The organism is Priestia sp. RMT2NF4 (assembly GCF_047872835.1).
GTDB classification, from domain to species: Bacteria; Bacillota; Bacilli; order Bacillales; family Bacillaceae_H; genus Priestia; species Priestia zanthoxyli.
The window spans coordinates 282,521-305,992 of sequence record NZ_JBLQZO010000005.1 but is presented as its reverse complement, the minus strand read 5'-3'; the positions used below and the strand labels follow the sequence as shown (position 1 = coordinate 305,992).

The following is a 23,472-nucleotide window of genomic DNA, read 5'->3' as shown; positions in this document are numbered from 1 at the left end:
CCCCTTTGAAATGATTATGCTAACAATTCAAATACACCAGCAGCTCCCATTCCTCCACCAATACACATGGTGACAATTCCAAACTGCTCATTTCGACGCTGCATTTCGTGCATTAAGCTAAGAGTCAGCTTAGCTCCAGTACAGCCTAATGGATGACCTAAGGCAATAGCGCCTCCGTTTACATTTACTTTATCTTCATTAATATTTAATTCACGAATAACGCCAAGTGCTTGAGAAGCAAATGCTTCATTTAATTCAAACAATCCGATATCAGAAAGCTCCAGCCCTGCTAGTTTAAGAGCTTTAGGGATGGCAGCTACCGGGCCAATCCCCATTACTTCAGGCGGAACTCCTCCAACTGCAAATGAGCGAAACTTAAGCAAAGGCTTTAAGCCTTCTGCTTCAGCTTGTTCTTTATCCATTAGAAAAACGGATGCAGCTCCGTCACTTGTCTGCGAAGAGTTTCCAGCTGTGACGGATCCTTTAATCGAAAAGGCTGGACGAAGTTTCCCTAATACGTCCGCAGTTGTGCCAGGACGAACTCCTTCATCTTGAGAGAACATCAGCTTTTGTTCACGTAGCTTATTGTTTTCATCGATTTTCCGAAGCGTCACTTCCACGGGAACAATTTCGTCGTTAAACTTCCCTTCTTGAAGTGCTTTTGCTGCTTTTTGATGGCTGCGTACGGCAAATGCATCCTGGTCTTCACGTGAAATGCCGTATTTCATCGCCACTTGTTCTGCTGTATGTCCCATGCCCATATAATACTCCGGCGCATTTTCAACCAGCTGAACATTCGGACGCGCTACGTTTCCAAACATCGGAACAAAACTCATTGATTCTGCTCCTCCAGCTAACACTGCTTTGGCTTGCCCTAGCATAATTCGTTCTGCACCGTAGGCAATACTTTGCAAACCTGATGAACAATAACGATTAATCGTTATTGCTGGCACCGTATAAGGCAAACCTGCAAGAGCGCCAATATTTCGAGCCATATTCAAACCTTGTTCTGCCTCAGGCATCGCACAACCAATAATTAAATCATCAATCGGTCCTTCGTATCCGCCTGCTCGGCGAAGAGTTTCTTTAACCGCAATAGCTCCCAAATCATCAGGTCTAACACTTGCCAATGAACCTTTTTTTGCTTTTCCGACCGGTGTCCTAGCACCTGCTACAATAACTGCTTCTCTCATTTTTTCTCCCCCTTAATTGCGCAGTGGCTTTCCTTTAACTAACATGTGCTGCATACGTTCTTGAGACTTCGCTTCTCCAACAAGGCTTAAAAATGCTTCTCTCTCTAAATCAAGCAAATACTCTTCATCCACTTTGGAACCAAACGCTACGCGTCCTCCAGCTAATACAAATGCTAACTTACTAGCAATTTTGTAATCATGTTCTGATATATATCCTGAATATTTCATGGATTGAGCTCCTAGCAGCAACGTTGCATATCCTGTTTCTCCAACGACAGGAACTTTAGTTTTTACAGGCGGTTTATAGCCCGTGTCGTGTAAAGCAAGGACTGAGTTCTTTGCATCATTCAGCAAGTGATCTCCGTTTACACTGATAGCATCATGGCGGTTTAAAAAGTTTAGCTGCCTAGCTTCTGCAGCAGAAGTAGATACTTTTGCAGTAGCAATTGTTTCAAATGTTTTATTGGCAATTTGCTGAAGATCGAGCGTTACACCGTTCGGTAAACCATTTAGCTGTTTGATATAAAGCTCCTTGTTACCTCCTCCGCCAGGAATTAACCCGACTCCTACTTCTACAAGGCCCATGTAAGTTTCAGCAGAAGCTTGGATTTTAGCTGACGGTAAGCAAATTTCTGCTCCGCCTCCAAGAGTCATCGCAAATGGAGCTGCAACAACCGGCTTTTCGTTATATTTCACCTTCATCATTGCCTGTTGAAATTGTTTAATGACAAGCTCAACTTCAAAATAATTGTCATCTTGTGCTTCCATCAAAATCATAGCTAAGTTAGCGCCAACGCAGAAATTTTTTCCTTGGTTTCCTATGACCAGCCCCTTATAATTCTTGTTCACTTCTTCAAGAGACTGATTCAATAAGCTGATAATATCTAGCCCAATCGCATTGTTAGGAGAAGTAAACTGCAGGCATGCCACATCATCTCCTAAATCAATTAAGCTCGCTCCGCTGTTTTCTAAAATGACATTATTTTGAGAGCGTAAAGATGACAGGTGGATCACCTTTTTATTTTCTTTTACTGCTTTATACTCATCCTCTTCGTAGTAAAGCGTTTGACCTTCCATTTCTTTATAAAAGCTTGTAAATCCATTTTCCTGCATTTGTTTTACCCACTGCGGGATGGCTAAGCCAGACTGCTCCATCTTCTCAATTGATTTTTCTAAACCAATTGCATCCCACGTCTCAAAAGGACCCATTTTCCAGCCAAATCCCCACTTCATAGCTTGATCAATGGCGACGATATCGTCGGCGATTTCATTTTTCAACTGTGCTGCATACACAAGAACGGGGCTGATAATGTTCCAAAGAAGCTGTCCAGCACGATCATCAGAATATATAAGCGCTTTCATTTTGTTTTGCAGCCCTTTTGCCTGCTTACTTAATTCGGTAGAAGCTGTTTTTAACTTCTTTCTTTCGACGTATTGAAGTGTATTAGGATCAAGTTCTAAAATTTCCTTGCCTTTCTTTAAAAAGAAGCCTTGCCCCGACTTGCTTCCCAGCCAGCCATTTCCCTGCATTTGTTTCATAAATAAAGGCACGTCGAATACCTCTTTTTCTTTGCCTTCCACTTTGTCAAACACATTGTTGGCCACATGAATAAATGTGTCTAGTCCCACTACGTCTAACGTTCGAAACGTTGCGCTTTTTGGTCTTCCAATTAAGGGACCCGTCACAGAGTCAACTTCTCCCACGCTGTAATTACCTTTTAACATTTCTTGAACGGTCACAAGTAAACCGTACGTACCGATACGGTTGGCGATAAAGTTAGGCGTATCTTTTGCAATAACTACTCCTTTACCCAATACATCTTCACCAAACGTTTTCATATATTCAACAATTTCTGATTTTGTGTCATGAGTTGGAATAATTTCTAATAACTTTAAATAACGAGGTGGATTAAAAAAGTGCGTTCCTAAGAAATGCGCTTTAAAATCTTCTGAGCGTCCTTTAGCCATTTCGTGGATCGATATTCCTGAAGTATTTGAACTTACAATACTTCCTTTTTTTCGTACGCCGTCAATTTTTTCAAACAACTGCTGTTTAATATCAAGGCGTTCCACTACTACTTCAATGATCCAATCGCAGTCGCTTAACTGCTGTAAATGATCTTCAAGGTTTCCCGGCGTAATTAACGATAGTGACGACTTCGACGTTAAAGGTGCCGGTTTTTGCTTAGTTAATTTAGCTAAAGCAGTTGTGCTCAACCGATTTCTGACTTGCCTATCTTCAAGCGTTAGCTGTTTTTTTTCCTCGTCTGGTGTTAATGAAGCTGGAACCACATCTAGCAAAAGCGTTGGAATTCCTACATTCGCTAAATGAGCTGCAATTCCAGAGCCCATAACTCCTGAACCTAAAACGGCGGCTTTTTTTATGTTCATAATTATCCCCACATCCCCTTTGATATATTGAATGAATGGTCATTCATTTTATGTGTAAAAAAAGAGAGTCACTGTTAATCTCTGTTTTTACTATAAAGCATTTTTTAAATTTTCGCAATATATTCACAATATTATCTCTAACTATTTTTAATGTGTTTGGTTATCTTAATACACAGGAGGTGATTTTGTGAGTAAATTAAAGAAAGATCCATCTTCAGCAGGCGTAAGCGCAGCAAGCGTTAAAGGAAATGCTGGACCGGTTAATGAACCGCACGGACGCGGCAAAAAGACATCTCAAAACCAGCAGTACACAAAGCATAATACACAAGGACATTAACCTCAAAATCGAACATGAGTAATCGAATCATGTTCGATTTTTGACTATTTCTTATTCTGTCATCACGACCATTTCATGGTTATTTTTTTACGATTCCTTTTAAGACAAATGCGACATTTGCAGGTCTTTCTGCAAGGCGCCTCATAAAGTACCCATACCAGTCCGTTCCATAAGGAACGTACACTCTCATTTGATATTGTTCTGCTACGAGCTGAACCTGCCTTTCTGGTCGAATACCGTATAGCATCTGGAATTCAAACTGATTCATTGAAATTCCATGCTTTTTAACAAACTCTTTTGTATACTGAATGATTCGTTCATCATGAGTAGCAACTGCTGTGTAGTGACCGTTTAATAAATGAAGTCCAATTATGTTTTTGAAGTTTTCGTCTACGTCTTCTTTATCAGGAAAAGCCACGTCTGCCGCTTCTTTGTACGCTCCTTTTACTAACCTTAATTTAGGAGCATAAGCATCTAATTCGCGAACGTCACTTTCTGTTCGATATAAGTATGCCTGAAGTACCGTCCCTACGTGGTCATACTCACTTTTTAATTGTTTAAACAGCTTAATCGTCTTGCTGCATCGCTTATAATCTTCCATATCAATCGTCACGAACACACTATATTTTTCCGCTTCATTTAGAATATGACGCATATGCTGAAGCGCCAGATCTTCAGAAATATCAAGTCCCATAGACGTTAATTTCAAAGAAATTTCTGAATCTAACCTTTCTTTGTGTATAAGATGGATGGCCTTTATGCATTGAGCCACAGCATTATTGACTTCAGCTTCACTTTCCACAAACTCTCCGAGATAATCAATCGTTACTTTTAATCCCTGTTCATTTAGCTTTTTTATCACACTAACAGCTTCATCGATGGTTTCCCCTGCAACAAACCTTGCTGCCCCAAAACGTAAACCATAGCGCTTAGCCAGCTTTGTTAACTTTTTGCTTTTTGATAACAATAAAAAAAAGTTTCTTATCGTTTGTTCCAAAGCAACCCCCCGCCTTCACTTGTCATACACCTCACAAATTTTATCTAATTATCATTAATTTTACCATTTTATCAACCAGATAGATAGGCACCCTTCATTAACATATGCACACTAGATCAAAAAGCTACCTGGAGCTTTTTTGATAAAAAAACATTCATCAGCTTCGTGATGAATGTTTTTATTCTGGTTTTCGCTGTGACGCTCGATGCGCTTCATTCAGCTCTTTTATTTCCTTCACAATTTCAATCATTTCCGCTTTTGCGTCTGGATATAATTGATTCCAATGCTTTGTTAAAGGCGGCATAGATTTTGAGATATGGTTGTAAAGTGCCCACATTTTCACTTTTTCCTGCAGCTGTTCATCACTTTCTCCAACCATTAGTTCCGTATACTTTTCAATCAAACCGTCGAATTGCTCTTGAAAGGTTTTACTCATGCGCAGTCACTCCTTTCTTTGGTTTACAAATAACCGGACACGTTCGACAATAAGTCTCTTTGGCTCCTGTTTGGTAGGACAAACAGCACGTTTTTCGTACTCTTATCTCCTGCTTTTGTTTCTCTATATATTGAGGAGGTGAACTGTACCGAGCAAGCGGATTGTTATGATATGAACCAAAGTGACGTCCCTCAGCTTCTTCTAACACGTATCGTAAATTCTTTTGCACTTTCACATTGTCTATTTCTTCGTTTGCTAAAAGCAAATCATAAAGCCAGTGAATATAAACAGCTACGTTTTCCCACAGCGTCAGCTTTGAGATTTTTGTCACTTTACGCAGTACTGACCACATCGGCTCAATTTGATGAGCAAACAATTCATCAAGAAGTTCATCAAGAAGAATTTCGCGATTATCCTCTGTTACTTCTGTCGTCTCAATTTCTGAGATAAACACTTTTGGAAGCCACATCGTTTCAACTTGTTCGGTATGCAAAGATACATTTTTAGTCGATACATTTATCTTTTTTTGAAACACAATAAATGAATACAAAGCCGCAACCACAACAAAACTATACCGCTTTGCTAACATTGAAGCAGCTGCTCTCAAACTAGCGGCCTCCATCGTCTCTTGAATCCATAATAGCTGCACCTTCACCTTACTTTCATCCATGCAGCTGGCAGGAGAAAACCTGTACAGCGAGTTATCTTTAAACGTACAGCGGAATTTTTCTGCTAACTCGCTTTGCTCATTCCTACTGAGCATGCTGCGTTTCAACTCGCAGCTTATTCACAATACATCGTCCGCGCCCATGAGGAATACAAAGAGGCGTTCCAAATAACGGATCAACCGTCACTTCACAGTTCATATTAAAGACTCGCTGTACTAAATCGCAGTTAATGACTTCTTCTGGTCTTCCCTGTGCATAGATTTTTTTGTCTTGAAGCGCCACAATATGATGAGCATAGCGGCAAGCTAAGTTTAAATCATGCAGCACCATTACGATGGTACGATTTTCTTTTTCATTCAGTTCAAACAACAAGTCCAAGATCTCAATTTGATGCGTCATATCTAAATATGTTGTCGGTTCATCAAGTAAAATAATATCTGTATCTTGCGCTAGTGTCATGGCAATCCATGCGCGCTGACGCTGTCCCCCAGAAAGCGAATCAACTTGACGATCTGCCAAGTCTGCTAAGCCTGTTGCTTCCAGTGCATTTTGCACTTTTTCTTCATCCTCTTGAGACCACTGGCGGAACCAATTTTGATACGGATAGCGCCCTTGTTTAACAAGCTGCAGCACAGTCAGACCTTCAGGTGCAACAGGACCTTGAGGAAGGATTGCTAGCTGCTTTGCAATTTCCTTGGTAGGAAGAGAAGAAATTTTAGAACCTTCTAGTAAAATAGAGCCTGCATGTGGCTTCAATAACCTTGCCAGTGAACGCAGCAGCGTAGATTTTCCGCATCCATTACTGCCGATAAAAACCGTAATCTCACCCTTTGGGATGGTAACGTCAAGCTCATCTATAATCATCGCTTCTCCATATGATAATGTTAGCGACTTTGTTTCTAACGAATGCATGCGAATCGCTCCTTCTACAAAGAATGCTATACGTTTCTTTGTTTGTATAGTAAATAAATGAAGTATGGTGCGCCAATTGCAGCTGTAAATACACCTGCTGGCACTTCGATTGGCAAGAAGAATGTTCGGCCAATTAAATCTGCTGCTGTGATTAAAATCGCTCCGATTAGTGCCGATAGCGGTATTAAAGCGCCGAATGACGAACCTACAAGCTTTCGGGCAATATGTGGAGCAAGTAACCCTACAAAGCTAATTCCACCGGCAAATGCAACGGCGCTCCCGGTTAAAGCTGTGCTCATCAGCAATAGTGCCAATCGATTTTTTTGAACGCGACTTCCAACGTTAGTCGCAATTTCTTCACCTAATTCTTGAACATTTAAATTTCGAATCATTAAAATCGTAATTATAACCAGCCCTGCAGTAACTGGAACTAGTACGGAAACACTGGCCCAATTTGAACCATACACCGTTCCGGTAATCCAAATATTTGCCTGGCTAGCGCGGTAGATAGGACCCATAATCATAAACAGCGTGGTCATAGCTTTCGTTAACGCTGTTAATCCAATTCCTATTAATACTAGTGTAATAGGAGAGACACCATTTTTCCAGGCAAACACATAAAGTAAAAGCGCCACTGCCACGGCACCTAAAAATGCGCTAACAGGCATCCAATTAATACTTACGGTTAACGAGTTGCTTTTATCACTAAATAGTGTCAAAAATAACACTACACCAACTGACGCTCCTCCTGTTAATCCAATTAAGTCTGGTGAAGCAAGCGGATTTCTCACAAGCCCCTGCAAGATAGCGCCCGCAATAGCTAGACAAATACCAGCACAAATGGCAACAATAATACGCGGCAGTCTAAAAGATGTAACAACTAATCGTTCAAACTCCAACCCATGACCCGCTAAAATTTTAATTACACGAAATGGATTAATAAATAAGTCACCCGTACCTGCACTTAACAAAAAGAGTGCAACAAGGACAGCTGAAAATCCGGTAATGATTAGAGCAGCTTTTATATTAACTAAAAATGAAATTCTCTTTAAGCGAAGAGATAAGTATGTTTTCATGACGTCTTCGCCCCTTTCCTTGCCATATAGATAAAGAAAGGTGTACCAATAACAGCAGTCATGACTCCAACAGGGATTTCTTGAGGCATAATGACGTACCTTGCGCCAACATCAGCTAATAAAATTAAAATCCCGCCGACAACCGCACTATAAGGAAATACCCAGCGATAATCTTGTCCTACGATTGCTCTTACAACGTGAGGAACAATGATTCCTACAAAGCTAATGGGACCGGCTACTGCAACGGCTCCCCCCGCTAAAATCGCAATAATGATGCCGCTTATAATTTTGACAAGAGCTGTTCTTTGACCTAATCCTTTGGCTACGTCTTCACCAATCGTTAAAATATTAATTTTTGAAGCGATAAAAAAAGTAACAATAATTGCTGGCACTACATAAGGCAGTATGCCATACAACATTTCAACCTTGCGTCCTTGCACAGACCCTGCCAGCCAAAAGAGGACTTGATCAAGCGAAGATTCATCCACAGCTAACAGTCCTTGTGTTAAAGAAGAGAAAAAGGCTGCAATAGCCGCTCCTGCGAGCGTCAGTTTGATAGGCGTTAGCCCTTCTTTTCCAATGGACCCAAGAAAATAGACAACCACTACGGTTAGTGCCGCTCCTACAAATGCAATCCATGTAAAAGCTTGAAGTGAATTGACCGAAAAAATCATCACTGCAACAACAATAAAAAAGCTGGCCCCAGCGTTCACACCGATAATATCCGGTGAAGCAAGTGGGTTTTTCGTTAACGCCTGCATCATTGCTCCTGCAATTCCTAGACAAATACCTACCACAGCACCGATTATAGCGCGCGGCAATCGAATATTTTGAATAACTATGTGCTCATTCGAACCGTTAAACGCTTGAAAAGCTTCAAATGCTGTTTTGATACTTGTATCTGTGTATCCGAGTACGATACTTAATCCAATACAGATTAAAAGCAGCATGATTCCAATGATGAGCCCCATTACTTTCATTTGAACACTGCGTAGCATCATTTTCATTGCTCTCCTCTAAGATGATTCCTATATATATCTAACCTTTAGTTTAGGAAACATTGAAAAAAGTGTCAATGATTTTGAGAATCATTTTCAATTTTTAATTGACACCGCTTAAAAGTTAGAATATTATCTTAATTGTTAATGAAAATCATTATCACTTACGAGGGGGAAAAGATGTGAATACATATTCTAAAGGCAAGTTGTCATATTTGTTGTCCATTCTTACCATTATGACACTGCTTGTGCTGGCAGCCTGCGGTAATTCAAACGGCGCTGACAGCGATAAAAAAGAAAAAACTGAGGGTTCTGGCGAAACTTACACAGTAAAACACGCAATGGATAAAACCGATATTAAAGGAACGCCTAAACGAGTGGTTGTTTTAACAAACGAAGGTACTGAAGCTCTTCTTGCAATGGGTGTAAAGCCTGTGGGCGCTGTTCAATCATGGTTAGGAAATCCGTGGTATGACCATATTAAAGGTCAGATGAAAGGCGTTAAAAGTGTGGGTACAGAAAGCGAGCCAAGCTTAGAAGAAATCGCTGCTTTAAAGCCTGACTTGATTATCGGAAATAAAATGCGACAAGAAAAAGTATACGATCAGCTTAGTCAAATTGCTCCGACTGTATTCTCTGAGGAGCTGCGCGGAGATTGGAAATCAAACTTTAAGCTATATGCAAAAGCTGTAAACAAAGAAGAAAAAGGTAAAGAAGTATTAGCTGACTATGACAATCGCGTAGCAGATTTAAAGAAACGCCTTGGAGATCAGTTAAAACAAAAAATCTCAGTTGTACGCTTTACAGCTGGAGACGTTCGTATCTATCATAAAGATTCATTCTCAGGTGTTATTTTAGATCAGCTTGGATTTGCTCGCCCTGAGTCTCAAGACAAGGATGATTTTGCTGAAATGAATGCAACAAAAGAACGCATTCCGGCAATGGACGGCGATCAGCTATTTTACTTCTCTTATGAAACGGGAGACGGTGAAGCAACAAAGCTTGAAAAAGAATGGATAAACGATCCTCTCTTTAAAAAGCTAAAAGTGGCTCAAGAAAATCATGTTCATAAAGTAGATGATGCTACTTGGAATACAGCAGGCGGTGTGTTAGCAGCTAATATCGTCCTTGATGATATTGAAAAAATCTTCTTAGATCAAAAACAATAATAATATGAAAGAAAGAGCTTCGACGAATCGAAGCTCTTTCTTTCATGTATAATGTATTTCCTTTCATCGCACACTAACCGTGGTCTCACTTTATTAAATAGGAGTGGTGAAAATGAATTCAAAAAAACAGCCTAAAAAGCAGCCAGATACAAATGAAATGGCTGACCGCCAGTTCGAAACAGAAGATTATAACCGACAAGATGCACTCTCACAAGGTCTAGCAGAAACACATGAGCAAGTAAGCGACGCCTATCAAGAAGGATCATTTGAAGATACAGATCGTTAATAAAAAAGAGCTGACTCTAAGTCAGCTCTTTTTTATTTTGAATGCTGCCATGCCGTTTTAGGCAATGACATGGACATCCACTGCTGGCGCTTTGATTTATCAATCGTCACTTTCTTTGCTTTAATTCCTTGTTGAATCAGCTGTTTCATTAGTTTATCAATTGACTTCATCGCTATTCACCTCAAAAGCGGAAATTTGTCTTGCTTCTACTCTTTTACTTTTTTGCGCTTAAACTTCATAAAAAACTCATAGACAATTGGAACGATAATGAGCGTAAGCAGCGTAGAACTTGTTAGTCCTCCAATCACGGTAACCCCTAGCCCTTTTGAAATAAGGCCTCCACCTTCAAATCCAAAAGCTAATGGAAGCAGTGCACCAATCGTTGCAATAGCTGTCATTAAGATCGGGCGAAGACGTGTCATTCCAGCTTCTAGTAAAGCTTCACGCGTTGAAAGACCCTCTTGCTCTTTATGAATCACGCGGTCAATCAGAACAATCGCATTGGTTACCACAATTCCAATCAACATAAGAGCTCCAATCATCGAAGAAATACTAATCGTTTCCCCAGAGATTAAAAGTGCCACTAGCGCACCAATGAGTGTAAATGGAAGTGAGAATAAGATAGCAAATGGCGCTAAACCTCCACCAAATGTCAGTACAAGTACGAAGTACACGATACCAATGGCTGCGAGCATGGCAATTCCTAATTGACTAAATGAGTCATTAATTTGCTCTGATGCTCCGCCAAAGTTAATGTCCATATCACTTGGCAGATCAATTTTCTTCACTTCTTTTTGGACGTTAGAAGAAACGCCGCCTACATCGTCACTCTTAATATCGGCACTTACCTCTGCATAAATTTTATTATCACGGCGCGTTACCGTATTCGACGTTTTACCTTTTTTAATATCGACAACTTCATTTAATGTAACTTCCTGTCCAGTTTGAGAGGTCACTTTTGTGCTTGAAAGTTCGGCAAAAGTAGAGAAATCCTCTTTTTCTTTTGGAAGGTATACGTTAATTTCGCTTCCGTCTTTTTGGATAGTTGTTAATACTTCACGCTGTCCAAGGTTGGAAATTTGCATTCCGATTTGACTAGCAGACAAGCCGAGTTCAGCGGCTTTCTTTTGGTTCGGTACTAGCGTATATTCATCAAACGTATCTGAAAGCGTAGAATCGACATTTTTCAGTTCTTTATGCTTTTCTAAAACGCGCTGAACTTTGTCAGCATAAGGTTTGATTTCGTCTAAGCTATCTCCGTAAATAAGAACGTTTAATGAATTATTGCTGCCGCTAGACGCCGTATTCATGGAGCCCCATTCACCTTGATTCGCTTGTTTATTCAGAGCTTTTAATACTTTATCCTGCTCTTTATCAAAGTTTTGTGTATCCTCGTCATATTGCACAAATGTTAAAACGTTATTTTTGCTTCCCGGATTAAAAGAGTTACCTTCACCGAACGAATACTGAACCGTTTTGACACCATCTCGCTTCATCAAGTACGCTTCTGCGCGATTCGCTGCTTTTTCCACGTCGCTTTGAGACTGTCCGGCTTTCGGTGTATACGTAAGCGTCAGCGTTTTTTCTTGATCGGATGATAGAAAGCTAACCCCAATAGAAGGAACTAAAAATAAACTTCCTACTAACAGTAGTACGGCTAACCCAAAGGAAATAAGCTTATGGTTTAGCGTCCAGTTCAAAATTCGCTTATATCCGTGCGCTAGTTTGCTTGGCTTTTCTTCTTTGACTTTTACATTTGTTTTAAATAACGAATGAGCAAGCATTGGCACGAGTGTTACCGCTACTAGCAGTGATGCTAACAGTGCAAAAACAACCGTTAACGCAAACGGTAAGAATAGCTCTCCTACCGGTCCTTCTACGAGACCTAACGGTAAGAATACGGCCACGGTTACGACTGTAGAAGAAAAAATCGGAACAAACATTTCTTTCGTCGCCGCGACAATTAAATCTTTTCCTGTAAGCTTTTCTTCCTGATAAGCCATGCGGCGGTAAATATTTTCAATAACGACAATGGAATCATCTACAACCCTTCCGATGGCTACAGTCATCGCTCCAAGCGTCATAATATTTAAAGAGATATCCATTGATTTGAGCGCCAAAATGGCGATTAATAGCGAAAGCGGAATTGAAATAACGGCAATAATCGTTGAACGAATATCACGTAAAAATAAAAGAATAATAATAACCGCAAAGACCGCACCGATAATAGCTTTATTTAGCATCGTATGAACAGAATCTTCAATCGGTTTACCTTGATCAAAAATATTGTCAACGTGAAGGTCTTTATTTTTCTTTTCTAGGCTATTCATTTTTTCTTTAATATCATTTACAACATTTACTGTGTTCGCATCCTTCGCTTTGACAACTTGTACAGCAATTGAAGGTTTTCCGTTCGTGCGAGAAATGGATTCTGCTTTCCCCGTCACTTTAACATCCGCAATTTCTTTTAATTTCACAGTTGGAATCGAAGCTGCGGACGGCGCCTGCTGCACGGCTCCTTGTGTTTGCTGCTGGCTCATTCCTTGTTGCTGACCTTGAGCAGCTCCTTGACTAGGCACAGCTGGAATCTCTAAGTTTTCCAAATCTTTTTCTGTTGTCATCTTTCCGTCTACCACAACAGATTTTTGAGATCCATCCATCGTATACGTACCAGCCGGCACTTTTGCATCGGATGCTTGGATCAGCTTTTTCACCGTATCTTCATCGAGTCCCAGCTGCTTGAGCTTGTCTTGTTTGAATACAAGTTCTGCTTCTTCAACTTGTTCTCCTGACACGCTGACCGAAGAAATGCCTTGCACTTTTTCAACTTGTGGAACAACGGTATTTTTTACATACTTCGTTAAGTCTTCTAATGATTTTTTATCATCTGAAACACTTAATGAAATAATCGGAAAATCACTGATGCTTTGTCTTGAAACATTTGGTTCCTCTACATCATCTGGCAGATCCACGTTTGAAAGAGCTCGTCTGACTTCGTCTTCTGCCTTCTCCATATTTTTACTAAAGCCATATTCAACTTGAATGGTAGCCATATTTTCATAAGAAGACGAGCTAACTGTGTCAACGCCGCTCAGTCCCTGAAGCTTTTGTTCAATTGGCTTACTCACCTTGTCTGCCACTTGTTCCGGAGTGGCGCCCGGATAAGTTGCACTGACTGTTACAACAGGCGTTGATATATCAGGAATAGTCTCTAGCTTCATATTAAATCCTGAATACAGCCCTGCAATAATGACAAAGAGTGTTAACAGCCATACTGCAAATTTATTTTTCAATGAAAATTTAATAAACTTCCCCAATGCATATCCTCCTTCAAATATATGTATACTAATAAAATTGACTGATTGGTCACAACAACTTAAAATATAAATGACTAACTGGTCAGTGTCAACCCTAAGCAGTCTCTCTCCTAATATGTTCATAATAAAGACATATTTACGATAAATCTTTTTTAGAGGAACTGACTCCCGTTCTTAACTTTGATATATACCTTTATCTTTTTTAGTGTATGATACTATTAACTAACGAAATGAATGGTCAAATTGTTCAATAAAGGAGGTAGAATACTTGAAAGAAAAAGAAAAAAGAATAATTGAAGCTTCGATTAAGCTTTTTGCAAAAAAAGGATTTAATGCTACCTCTGTGCAAGAAATTGTAGATGAATGCAACATTTCAAAAGGTGCATTTTACCTGCACTTCAAATCTAAGGATGCACTTTTATTATCAATTCTAAACTTTTACTATGAAAAGCTCTTTAGCTCTGTTTATGCTCTCGACGAGGAAGTAAACGATGCCCGCAGCCGCTATATGAATCAGCTCATCTATTTCTATGAATTTATTACAGAGCACAGAGATTTTATTATCATGCAAATTCGTGAAAAATCGATTCCATTTAACAAAGAAGTGGAGACCTTTGTTCATAAAATGCAGCGAGAAACGTTTTACTTTCATCGCAAAAGCCTCGTTAGCGTATACGGAGAAGACGTAACTCCTTATATCTCCGATTTAACGAAAATGATTGAAGGTATTCATCATTCCTTTTTAGAAATTATTATCTTCAATCAATACGAGCTTACCTTTAAAGAAGTCGCGCAGTACATAATGGAACGAGTTGATGTATTAGTAGAAGATTTATTAGCTAGAAAACCTCGTCCCCTTATTCCCGCTTCTTTTGGTGAAGATATATACGGAAAGGAACGAACGACTTTTCTAAGTAAAAATGAGCAGGTAAAACAAGCTCTTGAGGAAATTAAACATCTGCTAGACACCAGCGATCATATTTCTGATGAACACGCAGACAGCTTTCACATTTTACAAACGGAGCTAAAAAAAGATAAGCCTACCGCTGCTATTGTAAAAGGCATGGTTGGAAATTTAACGGAACTTAAACCGTTGGAAGAACCGCTTAATCTTTTAACAGCTTTACTCCAACAAAAATAACAGAAGGCTTCAAGCCTTCTGTTATTTTTCTGCTTTTGAACTAGATACTCCCCCAGATAACACGAACTTCATTGCTTCTTCCGGCTTAATATCTAACCATTCAATTTCTTCTTTTGGAATCAAAAAAGTAAAACCGGCTACTTGAAAAGTTTGTGGAACATAGACAGCGACATGGTCTTTTAACGAGTGAATAACCTCTTCTACTTCTTCAGAGGTCACAAACCCTATGACTTTCATTGACGTGCCGGGCATTGGCACTAAAGCTACTTTTGAAAAAGACTTTTTCTCTCCAAGAAAAGATTGAAATGTATCTTTAATGACACTATATAGCGTTTTAACAAGCGGTATTTTTTCTAACAATCGATCAATTAAGTTAATAATTTTCCCAGCGAAAAAACGGGTAGATAACCACCCTAAGAACGTAATTAAGACAAGCGTTGCTAAGATTCCAATACCAGGTATATAATCCTGCTTCATATAGGGCTTCAATACGTTCCCTAAAATGCTGTCTAAAAAATTAAATACTCTTACCAAAATATAAATAACAAGGATAATAGGGACAATCGTTAAGAGTCCATTAATAAAACTTTTTATGATTGCTTTCATGCAAACACCTCATTTTTCCTGACATACTGCTGTTCATTATACAATGGATTTGTTTTGCTGCGTCTCTTTATTTCTATTCACATACGTATAAACTAGCGACGTTTTATCAAAATAATAGATGGGTACATGAACATACATACTTATATATTTATTTTTTCGGAGGGATACAATTGGGACGTTTAGAATCAAAAATTGCTGTTATTACAGGGTCAAGCTCTGGTATAGGAAAAGCAACTGCTGAGCGCTTTGCGAAAGAAGGAGCGGTTGTTATTTGTGCCGATATTAATTTGGACGGGGTAAAAAAAGTAGCAAAAGAAATTAAAGACGCTGGCGGTGAAGCATACGCCTACTATATCGATGTAGCTGAAGAAGAAAAAGTAAAAGAGTTCACAGCGGAAATTGAAAAGAAATTTGGAAAAGTGGATATTCTTTTTAATAATGCGGGGACAGACACAGAAGGCGGCAAGCTTCACGAATACCCTGTAGAACTTTGGGATCGCTTAATGTCGGTAGATTTACGTGGAACATTTCTTGTAAGCAAATACGTTATTCCGCTTATGTTAGAAAATGGCGGGTCGATTATTAATAATTCATCCGTATCCGGACTGGCAGCAGACTTAGACCGTTCTGGCTATAACGCGGCGAAAGGTGCTATTACCAACTTAACAAGAACCATGGCAATTGACTACGCTCGTGAAGGTATTCGCGTTAACTCAATTGCTCCTGGAACAATTGAAACGCCTCTTCTTGATGATTTATCAGGCGCTGAAGAAGGAAAAAAATTCAGAAAAGCATATGAATGGGTCGATCCCATGGGCCGTTTAGGCAAACCAGAAGAAGTAGCCGGTGCCGTATTATTTTTAGCATCCGATGACAGCTCATATGTAACGGGTGACTGCATTACGGTAGATGGCGGTCATATGGCGTATACATGGCCTGGAAAAATGCTTTACGATAAAATGTGAGAATACAATTAGCTCTATACCTTAAGGTATAGAGCTTTTCCGTTTGCATTTTTTCTTTAAAATAGACGTGACATTATGTCAAGACAGGTGTAAACTTAAAGCAAAATTCTTTGCTTCTAGGAGGAAGACATGAAAACAAAACAATTATCAGAACGTCAGCTTCTTGGCATCGCAGGGCTAGGATGGCTCTTCGATGCAATGGATGTTGGCATTTTGTCTTTTATCATTGCAGCTCTTCACGCTGAATGGGGACTTTCCCCTACTGAAATGAGTTGGATAGGCAGCGTTAACTCGATCGGGATGGCCGTTGGAGCTCTCGTGTTCGGGCTGCTGGCTGATCGAATTGGGCGAAAAACCGTTTTTATTGTGACTCTTGTTCTTTTTTCAGTGGCAAGCGGACTTTCGGCTCTTACTACTACCCTTGCTGCTTTTTTAGTATTTCGATTTTTAATTGGAATGGGTTTAGGAGGAGAGCTGCCTGTTGCTTCTACCCTTGTGTCTGAGACCGTGGCGCCGGAAAAACGCGGTAAAGTGGTCGTCTTGTTAGAAAGTTTTTGGGCGTTCGGCTGGCTACTGGCAGCGCTTATTTCTTACTTTGTAATCCCAGCTTACGGGTGGCAACTAGCTCTTATCCTAACGGCTATACCAGCATTTTATGCCATTTATTTGCGCATCAAACTGCCAGATTCTCCTCAATTTTTAGAGGCGACAAAGGAAAAGAAACCGTCTATTGCGGACAATGTAAGAAGCGTGTGGTCTAAGCCTTATCGTCAATCTACCGTTATGCTGTGGGTTCTGTGGTTTTGCGTTGTATTTTCATATTACGGCATGTTTTTATGGCTACCTAGCGTCATGGTCATTAAAGGATTTAGCTTAATCAAAAGCTTTGAATATGTATTGATTATGACATTAGCTCAACTGCCTGGCTATTATACGGCTGCTTGGTTTATTGAACGCATGGGCCGAAAATTCGTATTGGTCACATATCTGTTAGGTACGGCTGCCAGCGCATATATCTTCGGAAATGCAGAGTCACTTTGGCTGCTGCTAACAGCAGGTATGCTGTTGTCTTTCTTCAACTTAGGCGCTTGGGGAGCTTTATACGCGTATACACCTGAGCAATATCCGACATCTATTCGAGGCACAGGGGCTGGAATGGCAGCTTCTTTTGGACGAATTGGAGGAATTTTAGGACCGCTGTTAGTTGGGTATATGTCAACCCAAGGTGCGTCTTTAACGATTACGTTCTCCATCTTTTGTGCAGCTATTTTAATCGGTGTTGGTTCGGTTGTTTTTCTAGGAAAAGAAACCAAACAAAAGCAGCTCGCATAAAAAAAAGACGCTCTTTTAGAGCGTCTTTTTTTTGCTTATTATTTATTTTCTACTAGCTCTTTTTCGCCTGTCTCTACTTCCACGTCACGCTGAGCGAATACTTTCTTGGCTACGCTTAAAGCATTTAACACGCGAGGGAAACCCGTATATGGAATTAATTGAATGATGCTCTCCACAATTTCATTCGGCTCTAGTCCAGCTGTTAAACCTGTGTTTAAATGCAGCTCAAGCTGAGGCTCTGTACCCTGAGTAACCAATGACGAAATGGTTACTAATGCTCGCTGCTTATTCGTTAAACCTGGTCGTGAATAAATGTCTCCATAGGCAAATTCAATAATATATTTCCCAACGTCAGGAGCTAGGTCTTTTAAGTCTTCCGTAATTTTTAAATGAGTCGAAATATCATCGTTACTCGTTAACGTATATTCCATTAATTTATCTAAACCTTTTTGATAACTATTTTGTGCCATGTAAAATCAGCCTCCGTATTTTTTACTGACACCGCGCGGAATCAATGTTTGTTTTCGTGTATGTTTTCTACACTATCTACTTTAGCGCACATTCTTTCTTTCGTAAAATACATATATTCAATACAACATATGCATTTTATCTATATAAAACAGAATGCTGTTCATTCATATAGTGGAGGAATTGTTTAGAGGCATATGAAATATATTTATCTTTTTTTAAAATCAATCCTAAATCCCATGAAATTGAAGGATTAGTAATAGGAACTGCTTTTACAACAGCAGAATCCACTTTTGCTGCAATGGATTGTGGAAAGATAGATACACCTAAGTTTTCCGCGATCATTTCACCGATAAAATCCCATTGAGAGCTCTCGTAAGCTACATTAGGTTCAAATCCTGCTTGTTGACACGCCTGAATAAGCCGGTCGTGAAGCGTAAAATCTTCATTAAACAAAATAAATTTCTCTTGGGCTAGTTCATTAATTTCCACATGAGTTTTAGAGGCTAAAGGGTGAGAGTGGTGAACATATAAAAGCATTTTTTCTGAGATAAAAGGATTAATGTCAAAAAGATGTTCATTTACTGGAAGCACCGCTACACCTAGGTCTAACTCTCCTTTTTCTACTGCTTTTTGAACACGATTGGCTCCGTATTCAATAAGTTTAATTGTGATATCTGGATAGAGCTGCTGAAACCCTTTAATAATCTTTGGAAAGAACAGCACTCCAATCAATGGAGGAATTCCAATTTTAATCATTCCTTTTTTCAGATTCATCACATCATATAAATAAGTCGATAGCTCATCAATGGATGCCATAACTTTTTGTCCTTGCGCATACACAACTTCCCCGGCATCCGTTAAATCAATCTGTCTTGCGGACCGATCAATTAATTCTACTTCCAATTCTTCTTCTAAGTTTTTCACCATTTTGCTCAAGGTCGGCTGTGAAATATGAAGACTTTGAGATGCTTTAGTAAAGCTCCTTAATTTAGCGACTTCTAAAAAATAATTAAGCTGACGAATATCCATCTCTGCTCCTCCTATAGATAAAGCGAATATATTTTATCTTATTTATTCATTTTACCTATTATTTTTTAAGATATACAGATAAAAAATATAAAGAAAAGATGGACACATAATAAATCAATTTACTCTAAATAAGGACAAATGGGATAAAGGCGCTAGTATGGACCGCTTGTGACACGGCTGTTGATTTCCGTGCAAGGCTTCGCTTTCCGCGGGCGGGCGCTGAGCCTCCTCGTCACTTGCGCTCCTGCGGGGTCTCACCTGTTCCGCTTTTCCCGCAGGAGTCTTCGCCTTGCCCTCCAATCAACACCTAAAAGCTACTACATGCACGAAACCTACGCTTACCATAACATCAAAAAATCCGAACGATTTATCGTTCGGATATACCTTCACCTAAAATACTTTTGTCCTGTCCTTTTTTACTACGGTTATTTAAAATATTTTGGCTGCTTGTGCTGCTTGTTCTAAGCCACTTTCAATAATTTCTTGAGCACGATCCGGAAACTGATTATGTCCTTCAATAATAACAGAGTTCACATCCGTAACTCCAAAAAATTGAAGTACGCTGCTGACATATTTAACGGCCATTTCGACCTCAGCTGATGGACCTTCTGAATATACTCCGCCTCGCGCGTTTAATAACATCACTTTTTTATCGCCCAGTAATCCCACAGGACCTTCTGGCGTATACTTAAACGTTTTGCCTGCTTGATTTAAATAATCAAAGTACGTATGAAGCACGGCCGGCACAGTAAAATTCCAAAGAGGAAAGGCAATGACAATTTTATCAGCTTTCACAAATTGTTCTAGGTAACGATTAGCAATTTCTGCTGCTTTGTTTTCCGCTGCCGTCACTTCTAGCCCTCTTGCTAATTTAAACTGACCGTTTATCATGTCAGCACCTAAATAAGGAAGTTCTTCTTTGAACAAATTCAGCTCCATTATTTCTTCACCTTGGTGCGATTGTTGATAGCTTTCTAAAAACGCATCATATAATTTTACGCTGACCGCTTCACTTGCCGATCTGTCATTTGCTTTTATAAAAAGAGTATAACTCATACTAAAACCTCCACTGATTGTTGATACTCTTATTTTATTCGCTTTGTCCTTGCGTTTCGCACGACTTTATAATGAAATACTTTCATACTTTAGTCTGAAAAATCCTATATAAGAATTTATTAAAGAGCCAAAAATCACATTGACAACGATAATCATTATCATTAAAATTAGAGAGAAATTATTATTTATCATTTAACGTAAGGGGAGCTTTTTATGTGGTCAAGTTTGGCTTTGTCGCTTCGTGAAGGTTTAGAAGCATCACTTATCATTGGAATTATTTTAGCTCATGTTACAAAAATCGGCCGAAAAGACTTAAAATATTCTGTCTTTATTGGCGCTGCTGCTGGCCTTATTTTCAGCTTAGTATTTGGCTTTATTGGTTTTAATGAGGCGAAAGAGTTAGAAGAAGAGTCAGAAGAAATTTTTGAAGGAGTCATGATGCTTTTAGCTGCTGGCCTTATTGCTTATTTTATTCTGTGGTTGCACCGAAGCAAAGAAGTGACATCTTCAGTTACATCAAAAATTTCCAAAAGCTCTTCCAAGTGGGGATTAATCGTTTTAGCCTTTTTATCTGTCTTTCGTGAAGGAACAGAACTAATCATTTTTAATCTGACACAAGTGAATCAACACGCCTCTTCTATTGTATCCGGCAGTATAAGTGGCATTTTGCTGGCCGTCGTTATTACATACATTTTGTTCAAAACAGCTATTAAGCTGAACCTTTGGATTATTTTTAAAGCGCTTGGTATTTTCCTTATTTTTATTGGGGGAGAGTTATGCGGTGAAGGTTTGGTTAAGCTATTTGAAGCTGGTGGAGAACCCCTTGAGATAATTGGATTTAGTGTATTTACAGTTGCATCACTGTATCTATTCTTCCAAACGGAGTTAAAAAAATTAAGAGTAAGAAAACAAAAATCAGCATCATAATCATAAAAAAGCCCCCTAATGGCGGCTTTTTTAGTTTATAGATGAAACGGGAAGATGAATCACAACTTCCGTTCCTTGTTCTTCTTCACTTTTAATAAAAATCTCGCCTTTATGCTGACGGACAATAGTTTGTGCAATCGATAGTCCAAGCCCCGTTCCTCCCGTAGCTCTGCTTCTAGCTTTATCCACTCGGTAGAAACGTTCAAAAATATGTGCAAGATCTTCTTTTGGAATACCAATTCCATAGTCTTTCACTTTGATAATGACATCTTCCTGCTTTTTTTCCACGGTCACTTCAATTTTATTCGTACTGTATTTAATTGCATTATCAAGCAAAATAATCAGCACTTGCTTCATTTTCAGTTCATCCACTTGAATCATAATGGGCGTTTGATCATAATGAAGAACTAATTCTCTTTTGTATACCTGCTGCAGCTGCTTAACGATTTGTTCAAAAATAAGAACAAGATCTGTTTGCTTCATATCAAGCGTTTGTTCTTTTTCCACACTTGCCAGATCAAGCAGCGTTTCAATCATTTTTTGCATTTTGGTTGCTTCCGCATAGATGGTGTCGATCGCATCCAGCGTAATTTCTTCATTTTTAATCCCTCTTCTTCTTAATAAATTAGAATAACTGCGAATAACGGTTAGAGGGGTTTTTAATTCGTGAGAAGCATCAGAAACAAACTGATTTTGCTTTTCAATATTTTCTCGCAAGCGGTCAATCATATGATTAAACGTAACGGTCATACCCTGCAGTTCATCTCTCGTCTCCGTTTGAATGAGAACTTTTTTAGGAACACCGCTCTCTTCAATCTCTTTCATCGTTGTGACCATATTTTTAATAGGATGCATAATGACGCGTGATAACCATCTTCCTCCTAAAAGCGACAGTAAAATGGACACAAGCGAACAAAAAATCAAAATTGATAGCAAAATATCTTTGCGGGTTTCAAAACCAGTCAGGAGCTCACCAATCTCAAGCGTTTCAACGACTTGATTATTGACTTTGACAGGCATGCGAATAACCAATACTTGTTTTTCTCTAATTTTACGAAGCTTCACCTTTTTTTTCTTTGAAAATTCGGGCTTAATTTTCACCAGATGAGGATCATTTGATACTTGATTAATGACCGTAGAATTTTCTGAGACTGTTCGGATAAATGAATGGTTGGTCAAATAAAATTTTAGTAACTCTGGCGAAAGCTCCACGGAATGATCTTGCTGACCTTTTTGAATAATCTCGCGTGCTTTTTCGAATAAAATGTCCTGTTCCATATTCACCGTAGATTTAGTGAAGGAGAAAAAAACAACGATGTTCATGATTAATAAAATAACCACTAGCCATGCTGTTGTCAGCAAATTAATCTTCGTCGTGATCTTCATGTTTCTCCTCTTTCATCATATATCCTACGCCCCGCACCGTATGAATGAGAGAAGTAGAAAAACCTTCATCTACTTTTTTTCTTAAGTGGCGAATATACACATCAATTACGTTTGTTTCTCCTTCATATTCATAGCCCCAAACGTTTGTGAGAATCCCTTCTCTCGTGACAATTTTATTTTTATTCGTAAGCAAATACACGACTAAATCATACTCTTTCGGTGTCAACGTAATGGATTCATTGTTTCTTAGGACTTCCCTTGTTTCAAGATTAATGGTCAAATCACTGATCGTTAAGAGCTCTGCTTCAGCTTCTTTCGTTCCTGATGCTTCTACGAGCGAACGATAGCGAATACAAGAGCGAACTCGTGCTAACAGCTCTTCAATTTCAAACGGTTTTGTAACATAATCATTAGCCCCTTGGTCTAACCCCATTACCTTATCTAACGTCGTATTTCGGGCAGTTAATAAAATAACTGGCGTAAACACTTCCGCTTTCCGAAGTCTTCTTAACACCTCAATACCGCTCAGACTTGGAAGCATCACGTCGAGCAAAATGAGGTCATATTGAGCGGATATTGCCGTCTCTAAACCCGCTTTCCCGTCGTACTCAACATCTACTTCATAATCTTCAAATTCCAATTCAATCTTTAGCACTTTCGCAATTTGCGCTTCATCTTCCACAATTAAAATTTTCTCTTTCATATTATGCACCTCTCACCACATGTCTTAAGTGAAAGAATAGCTTCTTTAGATAAAAAAACAACACCTTTTTCAAAAG

The 23,472-nt window shown here is 39.2% G+C and carries 23 protein-coding genes and 1 pseudogene; 7 read left to right on the top strand and 17 right to left on the bottom strand.

Annotation, left to right across the window (positions count from 1 at the left end; genetic code table 11):
- Positions 1–14 precede the first annotated feature (14 nt).
- Both ACMX9J_RS20955 and ACMX9J_RS20950 read right to left on the bottom strand, forming a co-directional pair.
- Positions 15–1,193: an acetyl-CoA C-acetyltransferase gene (locus ACMX9J_RS20955; RefSeq protein ID WP_014457877.1), complete on the bottom strand. Its 1,179-nt coding sequence runs from the start codon at positions 1,191–1,193 to the stop codon at positions 15–17.
- Positions 1,194–1,205: 12 nt separating this feature from the next.
- Complete coding sequence (locus tag ACMX9J_RS20950; RefSeq protein WP_416226150.1) at positions 1,206–3,587, bottom strand: 3-hydroxyacyl-CoA dehydrogenase NAD-binding domain-containing protein; 2,382 nt, start codon at positions 3,585–3,587, stop codon at positions 1,206–1,208.
- A 184-nt stretch (positions 3,588–3,771) separates the two neighbouring features.
- On the opposite strand from ACMX9J_RS20950, the gene ACMX9J_RS20945 reads away from it, so the two are divergent.
- Positions 3,772–3,921 (top strand): YuzL family protein, encoded by a 150-nt coding sequence (locus ACMX9J_RS20945; protein WP_013059660.1) that lies wholly within the window; start codon positions 3,772–3,774, stop codon positions 3,919–3,921.
- 79 nt (positions 3,922–4,000) lie between these two features.
- Here ACMX9J_RS20945 and ACMX9J_RS20940 read toward each other — a convergent pair whose 3' ends face one another.
- From ACMX9J_RS20940 to ACMX9J_RS20915, 6 genes are all read right to left on the bottom strand, one after another.
- Complete coding sequence (locus ACMX9J_RS20940; protein ID WP_033580442.1) at positions 4,001–4,918, bottom strand: proline dehydrogenase family protein; 918 nt, start codon at positions 4,916–4,918, stop codon at positions 4,001–4,003.
- Between the two features lie 178 nt (positions 4,919–5,096).
- Positions 5,097–5,354, bottom strand: coding sequence for a YusU family protein (locus tag ACMX9J_RS20935; protein WP_028412083.1), 258 nt, complete (start codon positions 5,352–5,354; stop codon positions 5,097–5,099).
- Positions 5,347–6,117 carry an IucA/IucC family C-terminal-domain containing protein gene (locus tag ACMX9J_RS20930; protein WP_047749606.1) on the bottom strand — a complete coding sequence of 257 codons (771 nt, stop codon included), beginning with the start codon at positions 6,115–6,117 and terminating at the stop codon, positions 5,347–5,349. Before ACMX9J_RS20930 ends, ACMX9J_RS20935 begins: the two co-directional genes overlap by 8 nt.
- Positions 6,107–6,934 carry an ABC transporter ATP-binding protein gene (locus tag ACMX9J_RS20925; protein ID WP_013059664.1) on the bottom strand — a complete coding sequence of 276 codons (828 nt, stop codon included), beginning with the start codon at positions 6,932–6,934 and terminating at the stop codon, positions 6,107–6,109. The genes ACMX9J_RS20930 and ACMX9J_RS20925 overlap by 11 nt, the downstream gene beginning before the upstream one ends.
- Before the next feature lie 26 nt (positions 6,935–6,960).
- On the bottom strand, positions 6,961–8,010 hold the full coding sequence (locus ACMX9J_RS20920; protein ID WP_028412081.1) for a FecCD family ABC transporter permease: 1,050 nt from the start codon (positions 8,008–8,010) through the stop codon (positions 6,961–6,963).
- Positions 8,007–9,011, bottom strand: a complete 1,005-nt coding sequence (locus tag ACMX9J_RS20915; RefSeq protein WP_028412080.1) for a FecCD family ABC transporter permease — start codon at positions 9,009–9,011, stop codon at positions 8,007–8,009. Before ACMX9J_RS20915 ends, ACMX9J_RS20920 begins: the two co-directional genes overlap by 4 nt.
- 179 nt (positions 9,012–9,190) lie before the next feature.
- On the opposite strand from ACMX9J_RS20915, the gene ACMX9J_RS20910 reads away from it, so the two are divergent.
- Positions 9,191–10,177, top strand: a complete 987-nt coding sequence (locus ACMX9J_RS20910) for an ABC transporter substrate-binding protein (protein WP_416226141.1) — start codon at positions 9,191–9,193, stop codon at positions 10,175–10,177.
- Between the two features lie 112 nt (positions 10,178–10,289).
- Positions 10,290–10,463, top strand: coding sequence for a YozQ family protein (locus ACMX9J_RS20905; protein ID WP_013085357.1), 174 nt, complete (start codon positions 10,290–10,292; stop codon positions 10,461–10,463).
- 32 nt (positions 10,464–10,495) lie between these two features.
- Here ACMX9J_RS20905 and ACMX9J_RS20900 read toward each other — a convergent pair whose 3' ends face one another.
- Positions 10,496–10,633 (bottom strand): hypothetical protein, encoded by a 138-nt coding sequence (locus ACMX9J_RS20900; RefSeq protein ID WP_014457868.1) that lies wholly within the window; start codon positions 10,631–10,633, stop codon positions 10,496–10,498.
- 36 nt (positions 10,634–10,669) lie between these two features.
- On the bottom strand, positions 10,670–13,780 hold the full coding sequence (locus ACMX9J_RS20895; RefSeq protein WP_416226140.1) for an efflux RND transporter permease subunit: 3,111 nt from the start codon (positions 13,778–13,780) through the stop codon (positions 10,670–10,672).
- Between the two features lie 268 nt (positions 13,781–14,048).
- On the opposite strand from ACMX9J_RS20895, the gene ACMX9J_RS20890 reads away from it, so the two are divergent.
- Positions 14,049–14,921 (top strand): TetR/AcrR family transcriptional regulator, encoded by an 873-nt coding sequence (locus ACMX9J_RS20890; RefSeq protein ID WP_028412077.1) that lies wholly within the window; start codon positions 14,049–14,051, stop codon positions 14,919–14,921.
- A 21-nt stretch (positions 14,922–14,942) separates the two neighbouring features.
- Here the strand turns inward: ACMX9J_RS20890 and ACMX9J_RS20885 are convergent, their stop codons facing one another.
- Positions 14,943–15,527: a DUF502 domain-containing protein gene (locus ACMX9J_RS20885; RefSeq protein WP_028412076.1), complete on the bottom strand. Its 585-nt coding sequence runs from the start codon at positions 15,525–15,527 to the stop codon at positions 14,943–14,945.
- A gap of 170 nt (positions 15,528–15,697) precedes the next feature.
- Between ACMX9J_RS20885 and ACMX9J_RS20880 the strand changes: the two genes are divergently transcribed.
- Entirely contained in the window at positions 15,698–16,492 is a 795-nt protein-coding gene (locus ACMX9J_RS20880; protein WP_028412075.1) for an SDR family oxidoreductase, read from the top strand.
- Positions 16,493–16,621: 129 nt separating this feature from the next.
- Entirely contained in the window at positions 16,622–17,824 is a 1,203-nt protein-coding gene (locus ACMX9J_RS20875) for an MFS transporter (RefSeq protein WP_033580435.1), read from the top strand.
- A gap of 38 nt (positions 17,825–17,862) precedes the next feature.
- On the opposite strand, the gene ACMX9J_RS20870 is transcribed toward ACMX9J_RS20875, so the two are convergent.
- The 4 genes and pseudogenes from ACMX9J_RS20870 to ACMX9J_RS20855 all read right to left on the bottom strand — a co-directional run bounded on the left by ACMX9J_RS20870 (position 17,863) and on the right by ACMX9J_RS20855 (position 20,380).
- The gene (locus ACMX9J_RS20870; RefSeq protein WP_014457862.1) at positions 17,863–18,294 is read right to left on the bottom strand and encodes a carboxymuconolactone decarboxylase family protein; all 432 of its coding nucleotides are present in this window, start codon (positions 18,292–18,294) and stop codon (positions 17,863–17,865) included.
- Between the two features lie 136 nt (positions 18,295–18,430).
- A complete protein-coding gene (locus ACMX9J_RS20865) occupies positions 18,431–19,324 on the bottom strand; it encodes a LysR family transcriptional regulator (RefSeq protein WP_251440670.1) in 894 nt (297 codons plus the stop codon).
- Between the two features lie 124 nt (positions 19,325–19,448).
- Positions 19,449–19,628 (bottom strand): annotated as a pseudogene (locus ACMX9J_RS20860) (hypothetical protein).
- 125 nt (positions 19,629–19,753) lie between these two features.
- On the bottom strand, positions 19,754–20,380 hold the full coding sequence (locus tag ACMX9J_RS20855) for an FMN-dependent NADH-azoreductase (protein WP_416226139.1): 627 nt from the start codon (positions 20,378–20,380) through the stop codon (positions 19,754–19,756).
- Positions 20,381–20,593: 213 nt separating this feature from the next.
- Between ACMX9J_RS20855 and ACMX9J_RS20850 the strand changes: the two genes are divergently transcribed.
- Positions 20,594–21,307 (top strand): FTR1 family protein, encoded by a 714-nt coding sequence (locus ACMX9J_RS20850; protein ID WP_416226138.1) that lies wholly within the window; start codon positions 20,594–20,596, stop codon positions 21,305–21,307.
- Between the two features lie 30 nt (positions 21,308–21,337).
- Here the strand turns inward: ACMX9J_RS20850 and ACMX9J_RS20845 are convergent, their stop codons facing one another.
- Entirely contained in the window at positions 21,338–22,693 is a 1,356-nt protein-coding gene (locus ACMX9J_RS20845) for an ATP-binding protein (RefSeq protein WP_033580431.1), read from the bottom strand.
- Positions 22,671–23,396, bottom strand: coding sequence for a response regulator transcription factor (locus ACMX9J_RS20840; RefSeq protein WP_025752630.1), 726 nt, complete (start codon positions 23,394–23,396; stop codon positions 22,671–22,673). Before ACMX9J_RS20840 ends, ACMX9J_RS20845 begins: the two co-directional genes overlap by 23 nt.
- Between the last annotated feature and the right edge of the window lie 76 nt (positions 23,397–23,472).

Coding starts and splice junctions, on each gene's coding strand:
- ACMX9J_RS20920 (WP_028412081.1), bottom strand. CDS start 8,010: ATGAAAACATACTTATCTCTTCGCTTAAAGAGAATTTCATTTTTAGTT.
- ACMX9J_RS20840 (WP_025752630.1), bottom strand. CDS start 23,396: ATGAAAGAGAAAATTTTAATTGTGGAAGATGAAGCGCAAATTGCGAAA.
- ACMX9J_RS20870 (WP_014457862.1), bottom strand. CDS start 18,294: ATGGCACAAAATAGTTATCAAAAAGGTTTAGATAAATTAATGGAATAT.
- ACMX9J_RS20955 (WP_014457877.1), bottom strand. CDS start 1,193: ATGAGAGAAGCAGTTATTGTAGCAGGTGCTAGGACACCGGTCGGAAAA.
- ACMX9J_RS20925 (WP_013059664.1), bottom strand. CDS start 6,934: ATGCATTCGTTAGAAACAAAGTCGCTAACATTATCATATGGAGAAGCG.
- ACMX9J_RS20930 (WP_047749606.1), bottom strand. CDS start 6,117: ATGCTCAGTAGGAATGAGCAAAGCGAGTTAGCAGAAAAATTCCGCTGT.
- ACMX9J_RS20875 (WP_033580435.1), top strand. CDS start 16,622: ATGAAAACAAAACAATTATCAGAACGTCAGCTTCTTGGCATCGCAGGG.
- ACMX9J_RS20845 (WP_033580431.1), bottom strand. CDS start 22,693: ATGAAGATCACGACGAAGATTAATTTGCTGACAACAGCATGGCTAGTG.
- ACMX9J_RS20855 (WP_416226139.1), bottom strand. CDS start 20,380: ATGAGTTATACTCTTTTTATAAAAGCAAATGACAGATCGGCAAGTGAA.
- ACMX9J_RS20900 (WP_014457868.1), bottom strand. CDS start 10,633: ATGAAGTCAATTGATAAACTAATGAAACAGCTGATTCAACAAGGAATT.
- ACMX9J_RS20865 (WP_251440670.1), bottom strand. CDS start 19,324: ATGGATATTCGTCAGCTTAATTATTTTTTAGAAGTCGCTAAATTAAGG.
- ACMX9J_RS20885 (WP_028412076.1), bottom strand. CDS start 15,527: ATGAAAGCAATCATAAAAAGTTTTATTAATGGACTCTTAACGATTGTC.
- ACMX9J_RS20935 (WP_028412083.1), bottom strand. CDS start 5,354: ATGAGTAAAACCTTTCAAGAGCAATTCGACGGTTTGATTGAAAAGTAT.
- ACMX9J_RS20915 (WP_028412080.1), bottom strand. CDS start 9,011: ATGATGCTACGCAGTGTTCAAATGAAAGTAATGGGGCTCATCATTGGA.
- ACMX9J_RS20850 (WP_416226138.1), top strand. CDS start 20,594: ATGTGGTCAAGTTTGGCTTTGTCGCTTCGTGAAGGTTTAGAAGCATCA.
- ACMX9J_RS20905 (WP_013085357.1), top strand. CDS start 10,290: ATGAATTCAAAAAAACAGCCTAAAAAGCAGCCAGATACAAATGAAATG.